Here is an 18,464-nt window from a genome sequence, read left to right as displayed (position 1 = left end):
GGCCGCATCATGCCTCATGTCTTGGATTGGCACGATCCCTTTCGGAAACCGGCTCCAGCGATCCGGATCGTGCCGTGCTGATCGACTTAGAACGTGGTGCCGCCGCCGAACCGGAACTCCTGCGTGCGGTCGTACTTGCCCTTGCTGAGCGGCACAGCGTAGTCGAAGCGCAGCGGTCCGAACGGCGACTGCCAGATCAGGCCAACACCGACCGACGAGCGAATGACCTTGCTGTCGTCATACACGAGGCCGGTGCAGGTCCCCGTGGACGTCGGATTGATCGTTGACGGGATACAGCCGGGAGCGTTGACCTCGTTGGTTGCGGTCCAGCTCGTCGGTCCCTTGTAATCATAGAGACCGCCGGCGTCCGCATAGACCGCGCCCTTCAGACCCACTTCCTTCGGCAGGAACCAGAACGGCATCTGCAGCTCGAGCGAAGCGCCCCAGTACTTGGTGCCGCCGAGCGCGTCCTGCGTCCCGAAGGGGTTCAAGTCGCGCGGGCCGATGCCGTTCGGGGCAAAGCCTCGGACGAGGTTCGGGCCCATCTGGAAGTGGTCGAGCATGCGCAGATCGCTGCCGATCTTGTTCAGCATGCCGCTCTGCAGGCGTACGAGGCCAACGATGTCGGACACCAGCGGAGTGTAGTACTTCGCATCGATGACCGACTTCAGGTAGGAGACGTCGCCGCCGACGCCAGCGAAATCCTGCCGGAAGTCGACGAGCAGACCGTCGGTCGGGTTCTTGTTGTTGTCCAGCGTGTTGTAGGTCAGCGTATAGCCGATCGCCGAGGTCAGGGTCTTGCCGTTGGCAAGCTCCTTGCGTACCGGCAGCGAGGCTTCACCGTCGCTGTAGCAGCCGAGGCCATTGGTCGAGGTCAGGTCGATCGGCGGCGTCTGCGACGCAGCGAAGGCCGGGCTCGGGTTGAATGCCGATGTGCCCAGATTGTTGTTACAGTTCGCCAGGTAGTACGGCAGCGTGATTTCCTGACGGTAGATCGAGTAGCGTACCTGGAGGGCCAGATCCTCGCGCAGGGAGAAGCCGAGGCGCGGCGAGAAGCCGAGCGTCTTGGTGCCGTAGGAGATGTAGCTGTTGGCCAGCTGCTCACGCTGGTAGAGATCCAGGCCGAGCGCGACGCGGTAGTCGAGCAGATACGGCTCGACGAACGACAGCGAGTAGCCGCGTGCGTACTGGCCGTAGGTCACCGAGGCCTTGGCGAACAGGCCGCGCCCGAGCAGATTTCGCTCGGAGACCGAGACTTCGGCCAGCGCGCCGTCGGTCGTGGAGTAGCCGCCCGAGATCGAGAAGTCGCCGGTCGATTTCTCTTCCATGTCGACGACCAGGATGACGCGGTCGCTCGACGAGCCGGGCTCGGTCGTGATCTTCACGCTCTTGAAGTAGTCGAGGTTCTTCAGGCGCCGCTCGGCACGATCGACGAGCGCGCGGTTGTAGGCATCTCCTTCCGAGATGTCGAACTCGCGGCGGATCACGTAGTCGCGCGTGCGGGTGTTGCCGCGCAGGTTGATACGCTCGATATAGGTGCGAGGGCCCTCGTCGATGTTGAAAACGACCGACACCGTGTGGGCTTCGAAGTTGCGGTCGCCGCCGGGCCGGACCACGGCGAAGGCATAGCCGCGGCGCGAGGCCTCGATCTGCATCTCCTCGACCGACTTCTCGACCGATTCGACATTGTAGAGCGAGCCGACATGGACGCGCGAATAGGTGCGCATCGACGATGGATCGAAGTTCGGAATGCTGGAGCGGAAATCGACCGCGCCGACGCGATACTGCGCGCCTTCCTCGATCTTGAAGGTAACGTTGAAGCCCTTCTTTTCCGGATCGTATTCGGTCAGCGCAGCCACCACCTGGACGTCGGCGAAACCGTTCTTGAGATAGAAGCGGCGAATCAGGTCGCGGTCGGCTTCGACGCGATCGGGATCGTAGATGTCGCCGGTAGCGAGGAAGCTCAAGAGGTTCGATTCGCGCGTCTTGATGACGTCGCGGAGGCGGTAGGACGAGAACGCGTTGTTGCCGACGAACTCGATCGACTTGACGCCGGTCTTGGCGCCCTCCTCGATGGTGAAGATCAGGTCGACGCGATTGTTCGGCTGCTCGATGATTTCGGGCGTGACGCGCACATCATAGCGGCCGGAGCGGCGATAGATTTCGGCGATTCGCAGCGTATCGGACTGCACCATGGCGCGCGAGAAGGTGCCGCGCGCCTTGGACTGGACTTCAGTGGTGAGCTGCTCGTCCTTGATCTTCTTGTTGCCCTCGAAGGCGACGCGCCCGATCACCGGGTTTTCCACCACGGAGACGATGAGCTGGCCGCCCGCGCCGCGGTTGATCCTGACGTCCTGGAACAGGCCAGTCTCGATCAACGCCTTGAGGCCGTCGTCGATGGCACCCTGATCCAGGCGGCCGCCCGGACCCGGCTTGAAATAGGAGCGGATCGTCTCCACCTCGACGCGGCGATTTCCTTCGACGGTAATCGACTGAACGGTCTGAGCGAGCGCAGGCGAAGACACGAAAACGGCCCCAACCGGGGCAACCATCGGCGCGCCGAACATGATCAGGGTTGCGAGCAAGCCCCCCCGGAGTCGCAGTCCAAACTTCATCGCGCAACGCGCCCTTATCATTCCGTGCCAGACCAACCCCAACGCCGGTCCGGAGATTCCCCAAGTTCAGGCCGCTTGTAGCCAATTTCGTCGACGCCGCAAACGGCCGAAAGCGCCGTAATTTCAATTTCATTCCAAGACGTTGCTGAACAGCAACGCCACAAAAAAGCCCCTATCAGGAAGCGGCCATCCGCAGGATGTCGTTGTAGGTCGCGAACACCATCAGCATCAGCACCAGGCCGAGCCCGATTCGGAACCCCATCTCCTGGGTTCGCTCGGACAAGGGCCGGCCACGGACCACCTCGGCCGCATAGAACATCAGGTGGCCACCATCGAGCAGCGGGATCGGGAACAGGTTCAACAGGCCGATCGAGACCGACAGCACCGCGCAGAGATTGATCACGAACTGGAACCCGGCGCTGGCCGCCTGCCCGGACATCTTCGCGATTCCCAGGACGCCGCTGACCTCGTTCGGGTTGCCATGTCCGACGAACAGCGAGCCTAGGAACTTGAACGTGCTGGTGATGATGAACCAGACCTGCTCGACCCCGATCTTGAGCGCCTCACCGACCCCGACCGGCGCGGTCGAGGCCTCCCCGGCCTGCGACTTGTGCTCGATACCGAGCACGCCGAGACGGTGGCTGTTGCCGAATGGATCCTTGCGCTCGAGCAGCGCCGGGGTCGCGGTCAGCGAGACGATGGCGCCGTCGCGCTTCACCTGGAAGGTAAGCGTCGAACCGGCGTTCATCGCAACGATTCGCTGCATGTCGGCAAAGCTCTCGATCGGCTTGCCGTCGATCTGGACGACGACGTCCCCGATCTTGAAGCCCGCCGCAGCCGCCGCCCCATCGGCGACGACACCGTCGACGCGCGCGATGGTGCTCGGTTTGCCGTAATAGAGGGCCATGCCGGCGAAGATCAGCGCACCCAAGATGAAATTGGCGATCGGTCCGGCCGCGACGATGGCCGCACGCGGGCCGACCTTCTTGTGGTGGAAGCTGCCGGCGCGCTCTTCGGCCGTCATGGCCGCGAGCGTCTGAGTCGAGGGGGTCGAGGCCTCGCTCTCGTCGCCGAAGAACTTGACGTAGCCGCCGAGCGGGATTGCCGAGATCTTCCAGCGGGTGCCATGGCGGTCGTTGAAACCAATCAGCTCAGGTCCGAACCCGAGCGAAAAGGTCAGCACCCGAACGCCCGCCCAGCGCGCGACCAGGAAATGGCCGAGCTCGTGGAAGAACACGACGATGGTCAGGACGAAAAGAAAGGGAACCGCGTAGCCGAGGAGCCCATGGCTCAAAGTATTGAAACTATGGACAAAAAAGTCGATCATCGATTTCCCTTACCCAGCGCCGCAAGGCCCTGGCCCGAACCAACTAGGATGCCTTTAAGGCAATTTGAGGCAATAGGGCGGCAGCTCTATTTCGAGCAACATGGTCAACAGAGATTGCATCGTCGGCGGACGTCAGGGGCGCCTGGTTACCGCCTTTGGCCCAATCGTCGAGGGTCGCCTCGACCAGCCGGGCGATGGCGCCGAACCGGATCTTGCCGGCGATGAAGGCGGCGACCGCGACCTCGTTGGCGGCGTTGTAGACGGTGGTCGCCCCCTTCCCGGTCCGCAGCGACTCGTAGGCCAGCCGAAGTCCGGGGAAGCGCTCGAAGTCCGGCGCCTCGAAAGTCAGCTGGCCGATCTTGGCGAGGTCCAGCTTGGCCGCCGGCCCCTTGATGCGATCGGGCCAGCCGAGGCAATGCGCGATCGGCGTGCGCATGTCGGGCGCGCCGAGCTGGGCCACCACCGAGCGGTCGGAAAACTCGACCATGCCGTGGATGATCGACTGCGGATGAACGAGCACGTCGATCTCGTCCGGCGTGAGCGCGAACAGATAGGACGCCTCGATCACCTCAAGCCCCTTGTTCATCATCGAGGCGGAATCGATCGTGATCTTCTGGCCCATGCTCCAGTTCGGATGCTTCAGGGCCTGTTCGAGCGTCGCCTGCTCGATGTCGGCGGGCTTCCAGGTCCGGAACGGGCCACCGGAGGCGGTGATGATCACGCGGACGAGCTCGTCGCGATTGCCTGAGCTCAGCGCCTGGAACAGCGCATTGTGCTCGGAATCGGCCGGAAGGATGCAGGCGCCCGCTTTTGCCGCACGCTGCATGAAGAAATCGCCGGCGCAGACCAGACACTCCTTGTTGGCGAGCGCGACATGGGCGCCCCGATCGACCGCCGCCAGGGCCGGCTTCAATCCGGCCGCGCCGCTCACGGCCGCCATCACCCAGTCGGCGGGGCGCGCGCCGGCCTCGATCACCGCGCTTTCGCCCGCGCCGCATTCGGTGCTGGTGCCCGCTAGAGCGGCCTTGAGCTCGGCGAGCTTGGAGGTATCGGCGATCGCCACAAAGCGCGCGGAGAATTCCCTGGCGAGCTTGGCCAGCGCTGCGACATTGCCGTTCGCCGTCAGTGCCTCGACGCGATAGCGCTCGGGCGAGGCGCGCAGCAGGTCCATCGTGCTGTCGCCGATCGAGCCGGTGGCGCCGAGAACCGTGACGCTGCGGACGTCGGACGCCGCAAGCCTGTTGTTACGCAATGGGACCGCGCTCATATCCTCACCAAACCATAAGACCGCTTCCGGCGCTATGCACACCATGGCGGAGAAAGCCGATAATCCAGGCCGCCAGGATGGCGGCGACAAAACCGTCCAGACGGTCCATTAGCCCGCCATGGCCTGGAATTAAGTGACTGGAATCCTTGACGCCGAAGCGCCGCTTCACTGCGGATTCGAACAGATCGCCCAAGGCCGATACCACCGACAGGACGGCGCTGACGAGCAGCAACGGTGCCAGCTTTCCAAAGCCGCAGGCCGCAAAGCCCACCGCAACCAGAAGGCTTGCGACAAAGCCGCCGAGTGCACCCGCCCAGGTCTTCTTCGGGCTCACGCGCGGCCACAGCTTCGGTCCGCCGATGCTGCGGCCGGCGAAATAGCCGCCGATATCGGTCGCCCACACCACCAGCAGCACGAACATCAGTGCGGAGAAACCGTTGACGAGATCCTTCCGCACCAGGATCGCCGCCAGCAGCGCCGCCGCCGCGTAGGCGAAGCCGGTCGCTGCCCACAAGAACTTGCCCCGCGCGATCAGCGTCACGATCGCGCCGCCGATGAGGCCCGTGATGACGGACGTCTTGAGCGCGCCAAAAGCGACGGCGGCCCCCATCATGGCGATGACGACCGTCCCTGCCCCGGTCAGCGCGGCCGATCCCGCGCCCACCACCATCAGCCATTCCGCGAACAGCCCGATCGAGACCAGCGTGACGAGAAGCGCCCACAGCCAACCGCCGACATAGGCGATCGCGATGGTAAGCGGCGCCAGCACCAGCGCTGCGATGACTCGCAGCATGAGATTGCTCGGGGCAGGCTGCGAGCCCGCCGGTGCGGCATCGGGGTCGCTCACGAGGCGGTTTTCGCGACCAAGCCGCCGAAACGACGCTCGCGCCTGGCAAATTCGGCGATCGCGCTTTCCAGCGCCGCCTTGTCGAAGTCGGGCCAGTGGATCGGCACGAACACGAGTTCGCTATAGGCGGCCTGCCACATCAGGAAGTTGGACAGACGCTGCTCGCCGCTGGTGCGGATGATGAGATCGGGGTCGGGAATGTCGGGCGCGTCGAGATACGTGCCAAGCGTCTCGGCGTCGATCGTGGCAGGATCCCGCCTGCCCTCCGCGACCTCGCGGGCGAGCTTCTGCGCCGCTTTCGCGATCTCCTGCCGCGAGCCGTAGTTGAAGGCGACGACGAGCGTCAGGCGCGTGTTGTCGCGTGTCAGCTCCTCGGCCTCGTTGAGGAGCGTGCAGATGTCGTTCTCGAGCCCCTCGCGCTCGCCGATGATGCGAACCTTGACGCCGTCACGATGCAGGCTCGCCAGATCGTTGCGGATGAAGCGCCGCAGCAGGCCGAACAGGTCGCCGATCTCGCTCGCCGGGCGCGACCAGTTCTCCGAAGAGAACGAGAAGATGGTGAGATAGCGGATGCCGAGCTCGTGCGAGGCGCGCACCACGCGGCGCAGCGCGTCCACACCGCGGCGGTGTCCTTCCGCACGCGGCAAGCCGCGCGCGGCCGCCCAACGCCCGTTGCCATCCATGATGATGGCGACATGCGCAGGCGCCTCGGACCGGTCTGGCCCTTCCGTTGCTGGCGCGGCGGCGTTGGACATTATGGCGGCCTCAAAGCATGATCCGGAAAAGTGCGAAGCGGTTTTCCGAAAAGATCATGCGCAAACAATAACCTAAGCGCGATGACCATTCATCGCGCTTTAGACGGTGAGGATTTCTTTTTCCTTGGCGGCCAGCAGCTGGTCGATCTCGGCGATGGTACCGTCGGTCGCCTTCTGCACCTCGTCGGCGTGACGCTTCTGATCGTCCTCCGACATCTCGTGATTCTTCTCGAGCTTCTTGAGCACGTCGAGACCGTCGCGGCGGACGTGGCGCGCGGCGACCTTGGCGGCTTCGGCGTATTTGTGCGCGACCTTCACCAGCTCCTTGCGACGCTCCTCGTTGAGCTCGGGGATGCGCAGGCGCAGCACCTGGCCCTCGGTCGCCGGCGACAGGCCGAGATTGGAATCGACGATCGCCTTCTCGACGGCCTTGACCATCGACTTGTCCCAGACCTGCACCGAGATCAGGCGCGGCTCCGGCACGCTGACGGTGGCGAGCTGGTTGAGGGGCATGTGGCTGCCATAGGCCTCGACCTGCACGGGATCGAGCATGGAGGCTGAGGCGCGGCCGGTGCGCAGGCCGCCGAGCTCGTGCTTGAGGGACTGGACGGCGCCCTGCATGCGGCGCTTCAGTTCGTTCAGGTCGAAATTACCCGTGGCCATCACGTTCCTCCTTCAAAATCCCGGCGACCGCTCCGCGCCCTTCCCTCGGGCAAGCCGAACGAGCCGTCAGCCGGCGACGATGGTTCCGTGGCCGACGCCACGCAGAATCGCGCCGATCGACCCCGGCTCCGCGATCGAGAATACGATGATAGGCAGCGACGTCTCGCGGGCAAGCGCGAAGGCGGTCGCATCCATCACCTTGTAGCCGCCCTCGATCGCCTGCGAATGCGACAGGCGGTCGAACCGCGTGGCGGTCGGATCCTTCTTCGGATCTGCCGAGTAGACTCCGTCGACATTGGTCGCCTTCAGGACGGCCTGGGCGCCGATCTCGGCGGCGCGGAGCACCGCGGTCGTATCAGTGGTGAAGAACGGATTGCCGGTTCCGCCGCCGAGCAGCACGATCCGGCCTTCGGCCAGATATTTGTGTGCCGCGGTGCGGGTGAACAGCTCGGAAATCTCGGGCATGACGAAGGCCGACAGCGTCCGTGCCGGCGTGCCCTTGCGCTCGATCGCCGCTTCCAGCGCGAGGCAGTTCATCATGGTGGCGAGCATGCCCATGGTGTCGCCGGTGGTCCGCGACACCCCGCGGGAGGAGACCTCGACGCCGCGGACCATGTTGCCGCCGCCGATCACGACCGCGACCTCGGCACCGAGATGGCGGGCGGCGATCAGATCGTCCGCAACCCGGTCGACGGTCGGCTGATCGATGCCAAAGCCCTGCTGTCCCGCGAGATATTCGCCGGAAAGCTTGATCACGACGCGACGATAGACCGGATCAGTCATGAGCACCTTCCTTGTCCGGGCGCCGCTTCCGGCGGCAAGCCGGAAGGAACGTTCCGGCGCTTACTTCTTGCCGCTGGCCGCGGCGACCTCGGCCGCGAAGTCGCTTTCCTGCTTCTCGATTCCCTCGCCGAGAGCATAGCGCACAAAGCCCGCGATCTTCACGGCGCCGCCGACCTTGCCCTCGGCCTCTTTCACCGCCTGCGCCACCGACTTGCCGGTGTCGTGGATGAAGGCCTGCTCGAGCAGGCAGACTTCCTTGTAGTAGGTCTTGAGGCCGGACTCGACGATCTTCTCGATCACGTTCTCGGGCTTGCCCTGCTGACGGTACTTGTCGGCGAGCACGTCCTTTTCGCGCTTGACCACGGCCGGATCGAGACCGGAGGGATCGAGCGCCAGCGGGTTGGTGGCCGCGACATGCATCGCGATCTGGCGGCCGAGCGCGGCGAGCTCGTCGGCCTTGCCCGGCGATTCCAGCGCCACGAGCACGCCCATCTTGCCAGCGCCGTCGACGACGGCCCCGTGGACGTAATGCGAGACCACGCCCTGGCTCACTTCGAGCTGGGCGGCACGGCGCAGCGTCATGTTCTCGCCGATGGTGGCGATCGCATCATTGATGGCGGTTTCGATCGTGACGTCGCCGGCCTTGGCAGCCTTGATCTTCTCGACGTCGGCGCCGACATCGAAGGCGACCTGGGCGATCATCTTGACCAGCCCCTGGAACTGGCCGTTGCGCGCGACGAAGTCGGTCTCGGAGTTGACCTCGACCACGACACCCTTGGTACCCTTGGTGAGCGCGCCGATCAGACCCTCGGCCGCGACGCGGCCCGACTTCTTGGCGGCCTTGGACAAACCCTTCTTGCGCAGCCAGTCCTGCGCGGCTTCCATGTTGCCGTCGTTTTCCGTGAGCGCGGCCTTGCAGTCCATCATGCCTGCGCCGGTCGACTCGCGCAGATCCTTGACCATCGCAGCTGTGATCGTTGCCATCGTTGAAAATCCTTTGTGCCTGCCGGTTTGCCGCGGCGTGGCATCCAATCGCCCCGCCGCGGTCCATCTCAGGAATTCGCGTCAACTGAAATGGTGGCCGGATCCTATCCGGCCAACCCGTCGCTCTTTTTGACTATTCCGCTTCCGCGGTCAGCGCCTTGGCCTTGGCCACCCAGGCGTCCGCGCGGCTCGGCAGACCGACTTCTTCGCCGATCGTGTGCGCGGTGTCGTGGTCGAGCTCGGCGAGCTGCCAATAGTGGAAGATGCCGAGGTCGTTGAACTTCTTCTCGATCGCGCCCGACACGCCCGGGAGCTTCTTGAGGTCGTCGGCGGTGCCGCGCGGACCTGCGAGGCCCTGGAAGCCGCTCGACGAGGGCGCCGGCAACTCTTCGACGACCGGCTGGGCAGAGGCACCGACGTCGATGCCCGAATCGCCCTGGGCGCGCGAGATGCCGTCGATCGCCGCACGCGCGATGAGATCGCAGTACAGCGAAATGGCGCGGCCGGCATCGTCATTGCCCGGCACCACATAGGTGATGCCCTTCGGGTCCGAATTGGTGTCGACGATCGCGGCGACCGGGATGTTGAGCCGCTGGGCTTCCTGGATCGCGATGTCTTCCTTGTTGGTGTCGATCACGAAGATCAGGTCGGGCAGACCGCCCATGTCCTTGATGCCGCCGAGCGAGCGATCGAGCTTGTCGCGCTCGCGCTGCAGAGTCAGGCGCTCCTTCTTCGTGTAGGAATTGGCTTCGCCGCTCGAGAGCACGTCGTCGAGGTGACGCAGGCGCTTGATCGAGGCCGAGATCGTCTTCCAGTTGGTCAGCGTGCCGCCGAGCCAGCGCGAATTGACGAAGTACTGCGCGCAGCGCTTGGCAGCGTCCGCGACTCCGTCCTGCGCCTGGCGCTTGGTGCCGACGAACAGGATGCGGCCGCCCTTGGCCACCGTGTCGCTGACGGCCTGGAGGGCCTGGTGCAGCATCGGCACGGTCTGGGCGAGGTCGACGATGTGGATGTTGTTGCGGGTGCCGAAAATGAACGGAGCCATTTTCGGATTCCAGCGGTGAGACTGGTGACCAAAGTGCACGCCAGCTTCGAGCAGCTGACGCATGGTGAAATCGGGTAGCGCCATCGTTCTAATTCTCCGGTTGGTTCCTCCGGAAACGTGTGAGCAAAACGGAGCGTTCTCGCCCCGGCTGCCACCGGACGGCCTTGTGAGCCATGTTTCCGTGTGAGATGGCGCGCTATATAGCGCCATTTCGGCCAGAAGCAAGGAAATAAGGGGGGCGTTTGGGACGCTCGCAAGCTCCCGTCGCTTCCAGACCTCCCTGCCCTGAGCCTCCTAGAGCCTTTCCCGTTCCGGTAGAATCGGAACGGGCTCTAGTCTTTTGTTTTGACGCGTTTTCTTGACGCGAACCGGTGTCCACTTAGCTCGAAAACGCTCTAACACCTCGGCTGGCCGGGCGGGCAGGTCTTTGGCGGCGGGCCCGCCGGCCGCGCTGGCGGAGGCGGCGCCGCACGCGGCGGCGCGGCCGCCATGGGAGGCGGCGCAGGCCGCGCGACAGGAGGTGGCGGCGGCGCAGGCCGCGCCATCGGAGGCGGAGGTGGCGCCGGCCGCGCAACCGGCGGCGGTGGTGCGGGGCGAGCCACGGCCACGGGCGGAGGCGCAGCTCGCGGCGGCGGAGGCGGTGCAACCCGGGGCGGAGGCGGCGGCGTCGGTCTCGCCAGGGCCTGAGGAGGCGGTGGCGGTGCGGCGGGCCTTGCGGCCTGCGGTGGAGGCGGCGGTGGCCGGTGATCCCGAACTCCGGAGGGCACCCGCGCCGCCACTGGCGGCGACGGAGGCGTTGCGGGTTTGGCCGTGGGCGGGACCGCCACAGGTTTGCTGGTGGCTGCGCTCGGGGGCGGCAAAACGCCGGGCTGGGCGCCGGCCGGCCTACCGCGCGGGTCAGTCGCGGACGGAGCCGATGCGCCGGGCCTGGGCAACGCCGCGGACGGGGGCGTCGAAACTCCGGACGCGGGCGGAGCCGTGGCGGTCCCCGCGTTCGGCTGCGCCGGCGGAACGTTGCCCGTGGGCGCCGCGGCAGCTGCAGCGGGTTTGCCATGAGACGGGGCGGCCCCGGGCGTTCCCCCTGCCCCGGCCGGAGGCGGCGGTCCGCCAGGCGTTCCGGGCATCGGCAGCGTGTTAGCCTGCGGCGGCGTATTGGCCTGCGGCAGCTTGGCCGCGGCCGGCGGCGGGGTCGTGGCAGGAGCAACATTGGCCGGACCCGGCGCCGGGATACCCGGCCTCACCGTCGGCTGGATCGTTGCGCTCGGCGGCATTGGTGCCTTGCCCTGCTGGATCAGGGCGGCGCGCGGGACCTGCCGTCGTGGCACGGCCGGCAACTGCCGGCGCCAGATTGCCAGGTCCGGGCGCCGGCCCGGCGGCCGGTGGCGGCGGGCGGTTGATCACGGTGTTGATGACCGTCGTATTGTGGATGTTCCGGTAGATGATGTTGTTCGGCGGCGGCGCGACATAGATTGGCGGCCTGACGAACACCGGGATCGGCACGAACACCGGCTGCGGCAACACGAACAAGCCTATGACCGGCAGCGGCGGCGGCAGCACGACGAAATCCGGCGGCGGCGGCGGCAGATAATACACTGGCGGCGGCGGTGGCGGCGCGAAGCCGAAATCAGGATCGCTGAAATACAGCACCGGGCGATCGACATAGATCACCTCCTCCGGCGGCGGCGGCGGAACGTCGTAGTCGATCATCGCGAAGCTCGGCGGCGGCTCGGCCGGCGCGGTCAGGATCGCGAGGCGCCGCCGCGCATCCGCCGCGTGCGGACCGCGCGGATAGCGGCGCAGATACGACCAATAGGCCTCCGGCGTGTCGGTCCGGTAGGTCCGCCGCCAAGTGAGGGCTTCGCGGCGCGCGGCGACGATTGCCAGGACACGCTTCGACAGCGGATCGCTCGGATAGGCCGCGAGAAACTCCTCATAGGCTGCCAGCGTGTCGCGCTCGAGCGCGGCGGCATAGGCATCCTGCACGCCGAGATCACGGATGGGCTTGTTGCGGATCGCGGCGACCTGATCGGGCGCAGTCTCCGGCGGCGGCGCGTCGGGCCCGCGCTCGAAGAACGAGAACTGCGCCGATATCTTCTGCTCGTTCCAGGGCACCTGTGCGCCCTTGCTGGCCTCGTTGACGCGCAGGCGAACCCGGTCGAACACCTCGGGCAGCGGCAGTCCGCCCGTGCGGATCATTTCCGCCAGCGACTGTGCATAGATGCCGTAAGGCCCCGGCTCGACAGGGGCCACCGTGCCGGGCGCCGCGTTTAAGGCGATCAGCATGTTCGCCTCGGGTTCCACCAGCGCCAGACCGCTCGCGATCGGCTGACCGCCCTCGATGAAGGGCTGCGCGCGGGCCGCGTCGAGCACGACGATGCTGGCCTTGAGTGGAATGGATGCGAGCTGGCGCACATAGTCACCGATGCGCAGGGCCTCGGTCGGTATGTCGGTGTCGCGGGTGATGCTGGAATCGACCGGGATGAAATAGTTCTCGCCGGCAAGCTGCACGCCATAGCCGGCGAGATAGATCATCGCGACGGTGCCCGGTCCCGAGGCCTGGGCCTTCTGGATGAAATCGCGCAAGCTCTTGCGCAGCGTGTCGCCGTCGAGATCGCGCGCGCCGACCACGTCGAAGCCGGCCGCCTGGAGCGTCTGCGCGATCAGGCCGGCATCATTGGCCGTCGTTGCCAGCGGCGATTTGGAATAGGCCCCGTTGCCGACCACGAGCGCGATGCGCTTCTCCGGCTGCTGCGCGCGCGCCTGGTCCGGCGCGACGACGGCAAGGGCCACGATCGGCAGCAGAAGGCGGATGAAGGCTCTGAGCGTTTCACGCATGGCTTGCTTGCCCGCTATTGCAGTTGAGGTGCCACCAGGCATGAGGCGCGCGGCCGGCTGAACGGCAGTTGAACGAAAGGCTTGAACAACGAAAGCTTGGATTGGGGCGGTGGCATGGCCGCCCCATCGCCGGCGTCAGCCTCGCTGCAACGATATCGCGACGCGTCCGCTCGCCCCGGATCACTCGGCCAGTTTCAGTTCGGCGACGGTCGTCCGCGCGGCCGCCTCGTCAACGGGCGAGAAATCGACCGGCCCCGGATTCTTGTACGCCGCCGTCATCGCCAGGGTGAGCCCGTATCCCAGCAGTCCGGTGCTCGCATTGGCGATCACCGCATTCTTGCGGTCGCTGTTGCGGGCCAGATAGAAATAGGTTCGACCGGATTGGACCGAGATGTCCTGACGCGTCTCGCCGGGAAAACCGGGCTCTGCCGCGAAAAACTGATGCGGGCCGGCCGGCCGATCGACGTAGAGGTAAGTGCCGGTCTTCAACCCCTTGAGCACCGCGCCATCCAACGCAAACTCCCAGCCTGCGTCGGCCACGCCCCCGAATCCCTTCTCGCGAAACACCACGATGCGCGCATGCCCCGCCTTCGGCGGTCCGATCCTCTGCATCGCGGTCGCGTAATCCAGCCCCCTCCGCTCTGTCTGACAGCCACACAGCGCAGCCGCCGCGATGAGCAGCGCAACCCCACGCAAAACCATCGACGCCCCCCGGCACCCTATCCAAGGGTGAGGCTAGCGCAAGACAGCCAGTGATTGCAACACGGCCGGCATCGTTGCCTGTGCCGACCTTGCGGCCGGCCTCCGGAGAGAAGAGGCGCGACCGCCAGGCTTCGATGCTCGGTCGGGCTCAGCCCTGGGCGATCAACTCGACGCTGCCTGTGCTCAGCCGATAGATGCCGCCGACCACCTTGAGCTTGCCCTGCTCGACCGCTGCGTTGAGGATCGGGGCCGCCGATTTCAGCTTGGCAACGTTGTCGAGGACATTCTGGCGAATGGCGTTGTCGAGCGCGTTTCCGCTCTGCTGGGCCGCCGTCTTCACCGCCGGCGCGATCGCGGCGACGAGCGAGGGGATGTGCCCTGGCAACGGCTTGTCGTCCTTCAGCGACTTGATGGTCGCATCGACTGCGCCGCAATTGTCGTGGCCGAGCACCAGGATCAGGGGCGTGCCGAGCACGGCGACGGTGTATTCCATGCTCGCAACGGTCTCATCGCCGGCGAAATTGCCGGCGACGCGGCACACGAACAGGTCTCCGCGTCCGCTGTCGAAGGCATATTCGGGCGCGATGCGCGAATCCGCGCAGCTCAAAACGGCAGCGTAAGGATTCTGACCGCCGACCAATGCCTCGCGCTCGTGCTTGAAATCGTGGCGGCGCGACACGCCCGACACGTAGCGTGTATTGCCTTCCATCAGCCGCTTCAGCGCCGCATCGGGCGACAGCACGTTCTGCGGCTTCGGGGGCGCCTTCGCCTCCTTCGCGAACGCGGACCCGCCAAACGCCGTCGCCGCGAGTGCCGAGCCGGCAAGGAGCATCATGGAGCGCCGGGAGGGAGCAACAGGTTGATGCAGATTTTCGGAGCATTTGTCGCACATGGTTGTTGTTCTTCCTTGTTTCCCGCGGAACGAGATTGTCCAGACAACAACTGATAGCTGCGCGCGGGCGACTTCGAAACCACGTGCGGGCCGGATAGTTAAGCTTTGGTTTGCGGCGCCGCAGGCAACGTCAGAGCTGCTGCACGTCCACGACGCCCGCGACCGCCTTGATCGCGCCGGCGATCTGCGGCGAGACCTTGAAGCGGCCGGGCAGCTTCATCTCCACCTCGGTCTCGAGGTCGAGCATCATCACCAGCGAGACCTCGCCGTCGCCGTTGGAGCGCGGCGCGATGCCGGGACTGCCGACCTTCGGCGCGCCACCGTTGGAGGCGGCCATGTCGGGTCCCGCGAGACGCTTGGCGATCGAGTCCAGCGGCTTGGTGTCGCGCAGGAAGATGCGCAGGCCCTTCTGCGTCTTGGCCGCGGCGTCGTCGAGCGGCTCGGCGTGCAGCACGCGGGCACGGACGTCCTCGCCCTGCAGCTCGGCGCCGAGCTGGAGCAGCACGGCCGCGCCCGGCTCCAGCACGTCGCGATATTGCGCAAGGCCTTCAGAGAACAGCACCGCCTCGAAATGCCCGGTCGGATCGGACAGGCCCATGATGCCCATCTTGTTGCCGGTCTTGGTGCGCCGCTCCATGCGCGAGACCACGGTCGCCGCAACCTTCCCGGCGGTCGCGCCGGTCTTGACCGCGCGCGAGAACTCGGCCCAGCTCTGCACCCGCAGCCGCTTGAGCACGGTCGCGTAGTCGTCGAGCGGATGGCCGGACAGGAAGAATCCGATCGCGTCGTATTCGCGGCGCAGCCGCTCGGCCGGCAGCCACGGCTCGACCTGCGGCAGCATGATGGTCGGTGCATCCGCCGAGCTGCCGAACATGTCGTTCTGGCCGATGGTCGCCGCCTCGTGCGCGCGCTGGCACGCGGCGAGGATCGCATCGGCACCGGCAAAGACGCGCGCCCGGTTCGGCTCCAGCGTATCGAACGCTCCGGCGGCGGCGAGACTTTCGATGATGCGCTTGTTGATCGCGCGCGGCGAGACCCGGGCGGCGAAATCGGCGAGCGAGGTGAAGAGGCCATTCTTCGTCCGCTCCGCGATGATCTGCTCGATCGCCTGGATGCCGACGCCCTTGAGCGCGGCGAGCGCGTAGTAGATCGTGTTCTCGCCGACCTCGAAGGTCGCGCCCGAGCGGTTGATGTTGGGCGGCTCCACCTTGATGCCGAGGCGCTGCGCCTCGGAGCGGAATTCGGAGAGCTTGTCGGTGTTGTTGAGATCGAGCGTCATCGACGCGGCGATGAACTCCACCGGATAATGCGCCTTCATGTAGGCGGTGTGGTAGGACACCAGCGCGTAAGCCGCCGCGTGGCTCTTGTTGAAGCCGTAGTCGGCGAACTTCGCCAAGAGTTCGAAGATGGTCTCGGCCTGTCCCTTCGGCACGCCGTTCTTCACCGCGCCCGCGACGAAGATGTCGCGCTGCTTGTCCATCTCGGCGCGGATCTTCTTGCCCATGGCGCGGCGCAACAGGTCGGCGTCGCCGAGCGAATAGCCCGACATCACCTGGGCGATCTGCATCACCTGTTCCTGGTAGATGATGACGCCGAAGGTCTCCTTGAGGATCGGCTCCAGCACGGGATGCAGATATTCCGGCTCCTCGTCGCCGTGCTTGCGCGCGCAATAGGTCGGAATGTTCGCCATCGGGCCCGGTCGATAGAGCGCGACCAGCGCGATGATGTCCTCGAAACGGTCGGGGCGCATGTCGATCAGCGCCCGCCGCATGCCCTGGCTTTCAACCTGGAACACGCCGACCACATCGCCGCGTGCCAGCATCTGGTAGCTCTCGGCGTCATCGATCGGCAGTGTCGCGAGATCGACATGGATGCCGCGCGGCTTGAGCAGCTTGCAGGCGACGTCGAGCACGGTCAGCGTCTTCAGGCCGAGGAAGTCGAACTTGACGAGGCCGGCCGGCTCGACCCATTTCATGTTGAACTGGGTCACCGGCATGTCGGATTTGGGATCGCGGTAGAGCGGCACGAGCTCGCTCAAGGGGCGATCGCCGATCACGATGCCGGCCGCATGCGTCGAGGCGTGGCGCGTCAGGCCTTCGAGGCGCTGCGCGATGTCGAAGGCGCGCGCCACCACCGGGTCCTCGTCGCGGAACGCCTGGAGCTTCGGCTCGCTCTCGATCGCGGCGGCCAGTGTCACCGGTGCAGCAGGATTCTGCGGCACCAGTTTCGTGAGCTTGTCGACCTGGCCATAGGGCATCTGGAGGACGCGGCCGACGTCGCGCAGCACGCCTCGCGCCTGCAGCGTACCGAAGGTGATGATCTGCGCGACCTGATCGCGGCCGTAGCGCTGCTGCACGTATTGGATCACCTCGCCGCGGCGGTCCTGGCAGAAGTCGATGTCGAAATCCGGCATCGACACGCGTTCGGGATTGAGGAAGCGCTCGAACAGCAGGCCGAACTTGATCGGATCGAGATCGGTGATCGTCAGCGCCCAGGCGACCAGCGAGCCGGCGCCGGAGCCGCGGCCGGGCCCGACCGGAATGCCTTGCGACTTCGCCCATTTGATGAAGTCGGAGACGATCAGGAAGTAGCCCGCATATTTCATGCGGGTGATGACGTCGAGCTCGAAGGCGAGCCGCTTGGCGTAAGTCTCCTCCGTCGTGCCTTGCGAGAGGCCGTGGACGCGCAGGCGGTTGGCGAGCCCCTCCTCCGCCTGCCGCTTCAGTTCGGCGGCCTCGACCGCGGCCGCATCCGAGCTCGATGCGGCGCCGACGGTGAAGAACGGCAGAATAGGCTTGCGCGTCATCGGCCGGAACGAGCAGCGCTCGGCGATCTCCACCGTGGAAGCCAGCGCCTCCGGAATGTCGGCGAACAGCACCGCCATCTCGGCGCGCGTCTTGAAGCGATGATCCGGCGTCAGCTGCTCGCGCTCGGTCTCGGCGATCAGCCGGCCGCCGGCGATGCACAGCAGCGCATCATGGGCTTCGTAATCGTCGGTCGTCGCGAAATACGGCTCGTTGGTTGCAACCAGCGGCAGGCCCTTGGCGTAGGCGATGTCGATCAGGCCGCTTTCGACGCGCCGCTCCTTTTCGGCGTTGTGGCGCTGCAATTCGATGTAGAGGCGGTCGCCGAACAGGCCGGCCAGACGCTCGCAGCGCAGCGCGGCGAGCTCGGCATGGCCGCCGGCGAGCGCGAGCGAGACCGGCCCGTCCGGTCCGCCCGTCAGCGCGATCAGGCCCTCGGTCTCGCCCTCGAGCCAGTCGAACCTGATGAACGGAGCATGGCTGTCCGGCGATTCGAGGAACGCGCGCGAGTTCAGCCGCATCAGGCTGCGATAGCCGCGCTCCTGCGCCGCCAGCAGCACCACCCGCGACGGCGCCATCGCGTTGCGCGCATTCGGATCCTGATCGCCGAAATCGATCGCGAGCTCACAGCCGACGATCGGCTGGATGCCGGAGCCCGCCATCTTGTCGGAGAACTCCAGCGCACCGAACAGATTGTCGGTGTCGGTCAGCGCCAGCGCGGGCTGGTGGTCCTTCTTCGCAAGCTCGGCGAGCTTGGCGATCTTGATCGAGCCCTTGAGCAGCGAATAGGCCGAGTGAACGTGAAGGTGGACAAATCCGGCGCTCGGCATGATCGCGTGACGGCCTCTTGCAGATGAGATGGAGCGGTCGCCGGCGCCAGGGGATGTCAGGGAGACCACGAGAGCATCCCGCACCGCCCGGCCGACTCGCCTCACAATGGTGGGG

Annotated in this window: 12 protein-coding genes and 1 pseudogene; all 13 read right to left on the bottom strand. The window is 66.0% G+C overall.

The window, feature by feature from the left end; translation table 11 throughout:
• Nucleotides 1–86 precede the first annotated feature (86 nt).
• Nucleotides 87–2,615: an outer membrane protein assembly factor BamA gene (bamA, locus tag AX729_RS31380; RefSeq protein ID WP_061028052.1), complete on the bottom strand. Its 2,529-nt coding sequence runs from the start codon at nucleotides 2,613–2,615 to the stop codon at nucleotides 87–89.
• Between the two features lie 175 nt (nucleotides 2,616–2,790).
• Complete coding sequence (rseP, locus tag AX729_RS31375) at nucleotides 2,791–3,942, bottom strand: RIP metalloprotease RseP (protein ID WP_061028051.1); 1,152 nt, start codon at nucleotides 3,940–3,942, stop codon at nucleotides 2,791–2,793.
• 43 nt (nucleotides 3,943–3,985) lie between these two features.
• Nucleotides 3,986–5,209: a 1-deoxy-D-xylulose-5-phosphate reductoisomerase gene (dxr, locus tag AX729_RS31370; protein WP_061028050.1), complete on the bottom strand. Its 1,224-nt coding sequence runs from the start codon at nucleotides 5,207–5,209 to the stop codon at nucleotides 3,986–3,988.
• A 4-nt stretch (nucleotides 5,210–5,213) separates the two neighbouring features.
• Nucleotides 5,214–6,056, bottom strand: a complete 843-nt coding sequence (locus tag AX729_RS31365; RefSeq protein WP_061028049.1) for a phosphatidate cytidylyltransferase — start codon at nucleotides 6,054–6,056, stop codon at nucleotides 5,214–5,216.
• Nucleotides 6,053–6,811: an isoprenyl transferase gene (locus tag AX729_RS31360; RefSeq protein WP_061028048.1), complete on the bottom strand. Its 759-nt coding sequence runs from the start codon at nucleotides 6,809–6,811 to the stop codon at nucleotides 6,053–6,055. The genes AX729_RS31365 and AX729_RS31360 overlap by 4 nt, the downstream gene beginning before the upstream one ends.
• Nucleotides 6,812–6,910: 99 nt before the next feature.
• Nucleotides 6,911–7,474 carry a ribosome recycling factor gene (gene frr / locus AX729_RS31355; protein ID WP_061028047.1) on the bottom strand — a complete coding sequence of 188 codons (564 nt, stop codon included), beginning with the start codon at nucleotides 7,472–7,474 and terminating at the stop codon, nucleotides 6,911–6,913.
• A gap of 66 nt (nucleotides 7,475–7,540) precedes the next feature.
• Nucleotides 7,541–8,257, bottom strand: a complete 717-nt coding sequence (gene pyrH / locus AX729_RS31350; RefSeq protein ID WP_061028120.1) for a UMP kinase — start codon at nucleotides 8,255–8,257, stop codon at nucleotides 7,541–7,543.
• Between the two features lie 60 nt (nucleotides 8,258–8,317).
• The gene (gene tsf / locus AX729_RS31345; protein WP_061028046.1) at nucleotides 8,318–9,241 is read right to left on the bottom strand and encodes a translation elongation factor Ts; all 924 of its coding nucleotides are present in this window, start codon (nucleotides 9,239–9,241) and stop codon (nucleotides 8,318–8,320) included.
• Between the two features lie 133 nt (nucleotides 9,242–9,374).
• On the bottom strand, nucleotides 9,375–10,370 hold the full coding sequence (locus AX729_RS31340) for a 30S ribosomal protein S2 (RefSeq protein WP_061028045.1): 996 nt from the start codon (nucleotides 10,368–10,370) through the stop codon (nucleotides 9,375–9,377).
• Nucleotides 10,371–10,681: 311 nt separating this feature from the next.
• Nucleotides 10,682–13,121 (bottom strand): annotated as a pseudogene (locus AX729_RS31335) (caspase family protein).
• A gap of 180 nt (nucleotides 13,122–13,301) precedes the next feature.
• A complete protein-coding gene (locus tag AX729_RS31330; protein ID WP_061028044.1) occupies nucleotides 13,302–13,823 on the bottom strand; it encodes a hypothetical protein in 522 nt (173 codons plus the stop codon).
• Nucleotides 13,824–13,971: 148 nt separating this feature from the next.
• A complete protein-coding gene (locus AX729_RS31325) occupies nucleotides 13,972–14,715 on the bottom strand; it encodes a carbonic anhydrase (RefSeq protein ID WP_061028043.1) in 744 nt (247 codons plus the stop codon).
• A gap of 130 nt (nucleotides 14,716–14,845) precedes the next feature.
• Nucleotides 14,846–18,349, bottom strand: coding sequence for a DNA polymerase III subunit alpha (gene dnaE, locus AX729_RS31320; protein ID WP_061028042.1), 3,504 nt, complete (start codon nucleotides 18,347–18,349; stop codon nucleotides 14,846–14,848).
• Nucleotides 18,350–18,464 lie beyond the last annotated feature (115 nt).

Origin of the sequence: Bradyrhizobium sp. CCH5-F6 (genome assembly GCF_001556045.1) — a bacterium.
Taxonomy (GTDB): Bacteria; Pseudomonadota; Alphaproteobacteria; order Rhizobiales; family Xanthobacteraceae; genus Bradyrhizobium.
This window is presented reverse-complemented; position numbering and strand designations above follow the sequence as displayed.

Coding starts and splice junctions, on each gene's coding strand:
- AX729_RS31340 (WP_061028045.1), bottom strand. CDS start 10,370: ATGGCGCTACCCGATTTCACCATGCGTCAGCTGCTCGAAGCTGGCGTG.
- bamA (WP_061028052.1), bottom strand. CDS start 2,615: ATGAAGTTTGGACTGCGACTCCGGGGGGGCTTGCTCGCAACCCTGATC.
- pyrH (WP_061028120.1), bottom strand. CDS start 8,257: ATGACTGATCCGGTCTATCGTCGCGTCGTGATCAAGCTTTCCGGCGAA.
- frr (WP_061028047.1), bottom strand. CDS start 7,474: ATGGCCACGGGTAATTTCGACCTGAACGAACTGAAGCGCCGCATGCAG.
- dxr (WP_061028050.1), bottom strand. CDS start 5,209: ATGAGCGCGGTCCCATTGCGTAACAACAGGCTTGCGGCGTCCGACGTC.
- rseP (WP_061028051.1), bottom strand. CDS start 3,942: ATGATCGACTTTTTTGTCCATAGTTTCAATACTTTGAGCCATGGGCTC.
- dnaE (WP_061028042.1), bottom strand. CDS start 18,349: ATGCCGAGCGCCGGATTTGTCCACCTTCACGTTCACTCGGCCTATTCG.
- AX729_RS31325 (WP_061028043.1), bottom strand. CDS start 14,715: ATGTGCGACAAATGCTCCGAAAATCTGCATCAACCTGTTGCTCCCTCC.
- tsf (WP_061028046.1), bottom strand. CDS start 9,241: ATGGCAACGATCACAGCTGCGATGGTCAAGGATCTGCGCGAGTCGACC.
- AX729_RS31330 (WP_061028044.1), bottom strand. CDS start 13,823: ATGGTTTTGCGTGGGGTTGCGCTGCTCATCGCGGCGGCTGCGCTGTGT.
- AX729_RS31360 (WP_061028048.1), bottom strand. CDS start 6,811: ATGTCCAACGCCGCCGCGCCAGCAACGGAAGGGCCAGACCGGTCCGAG.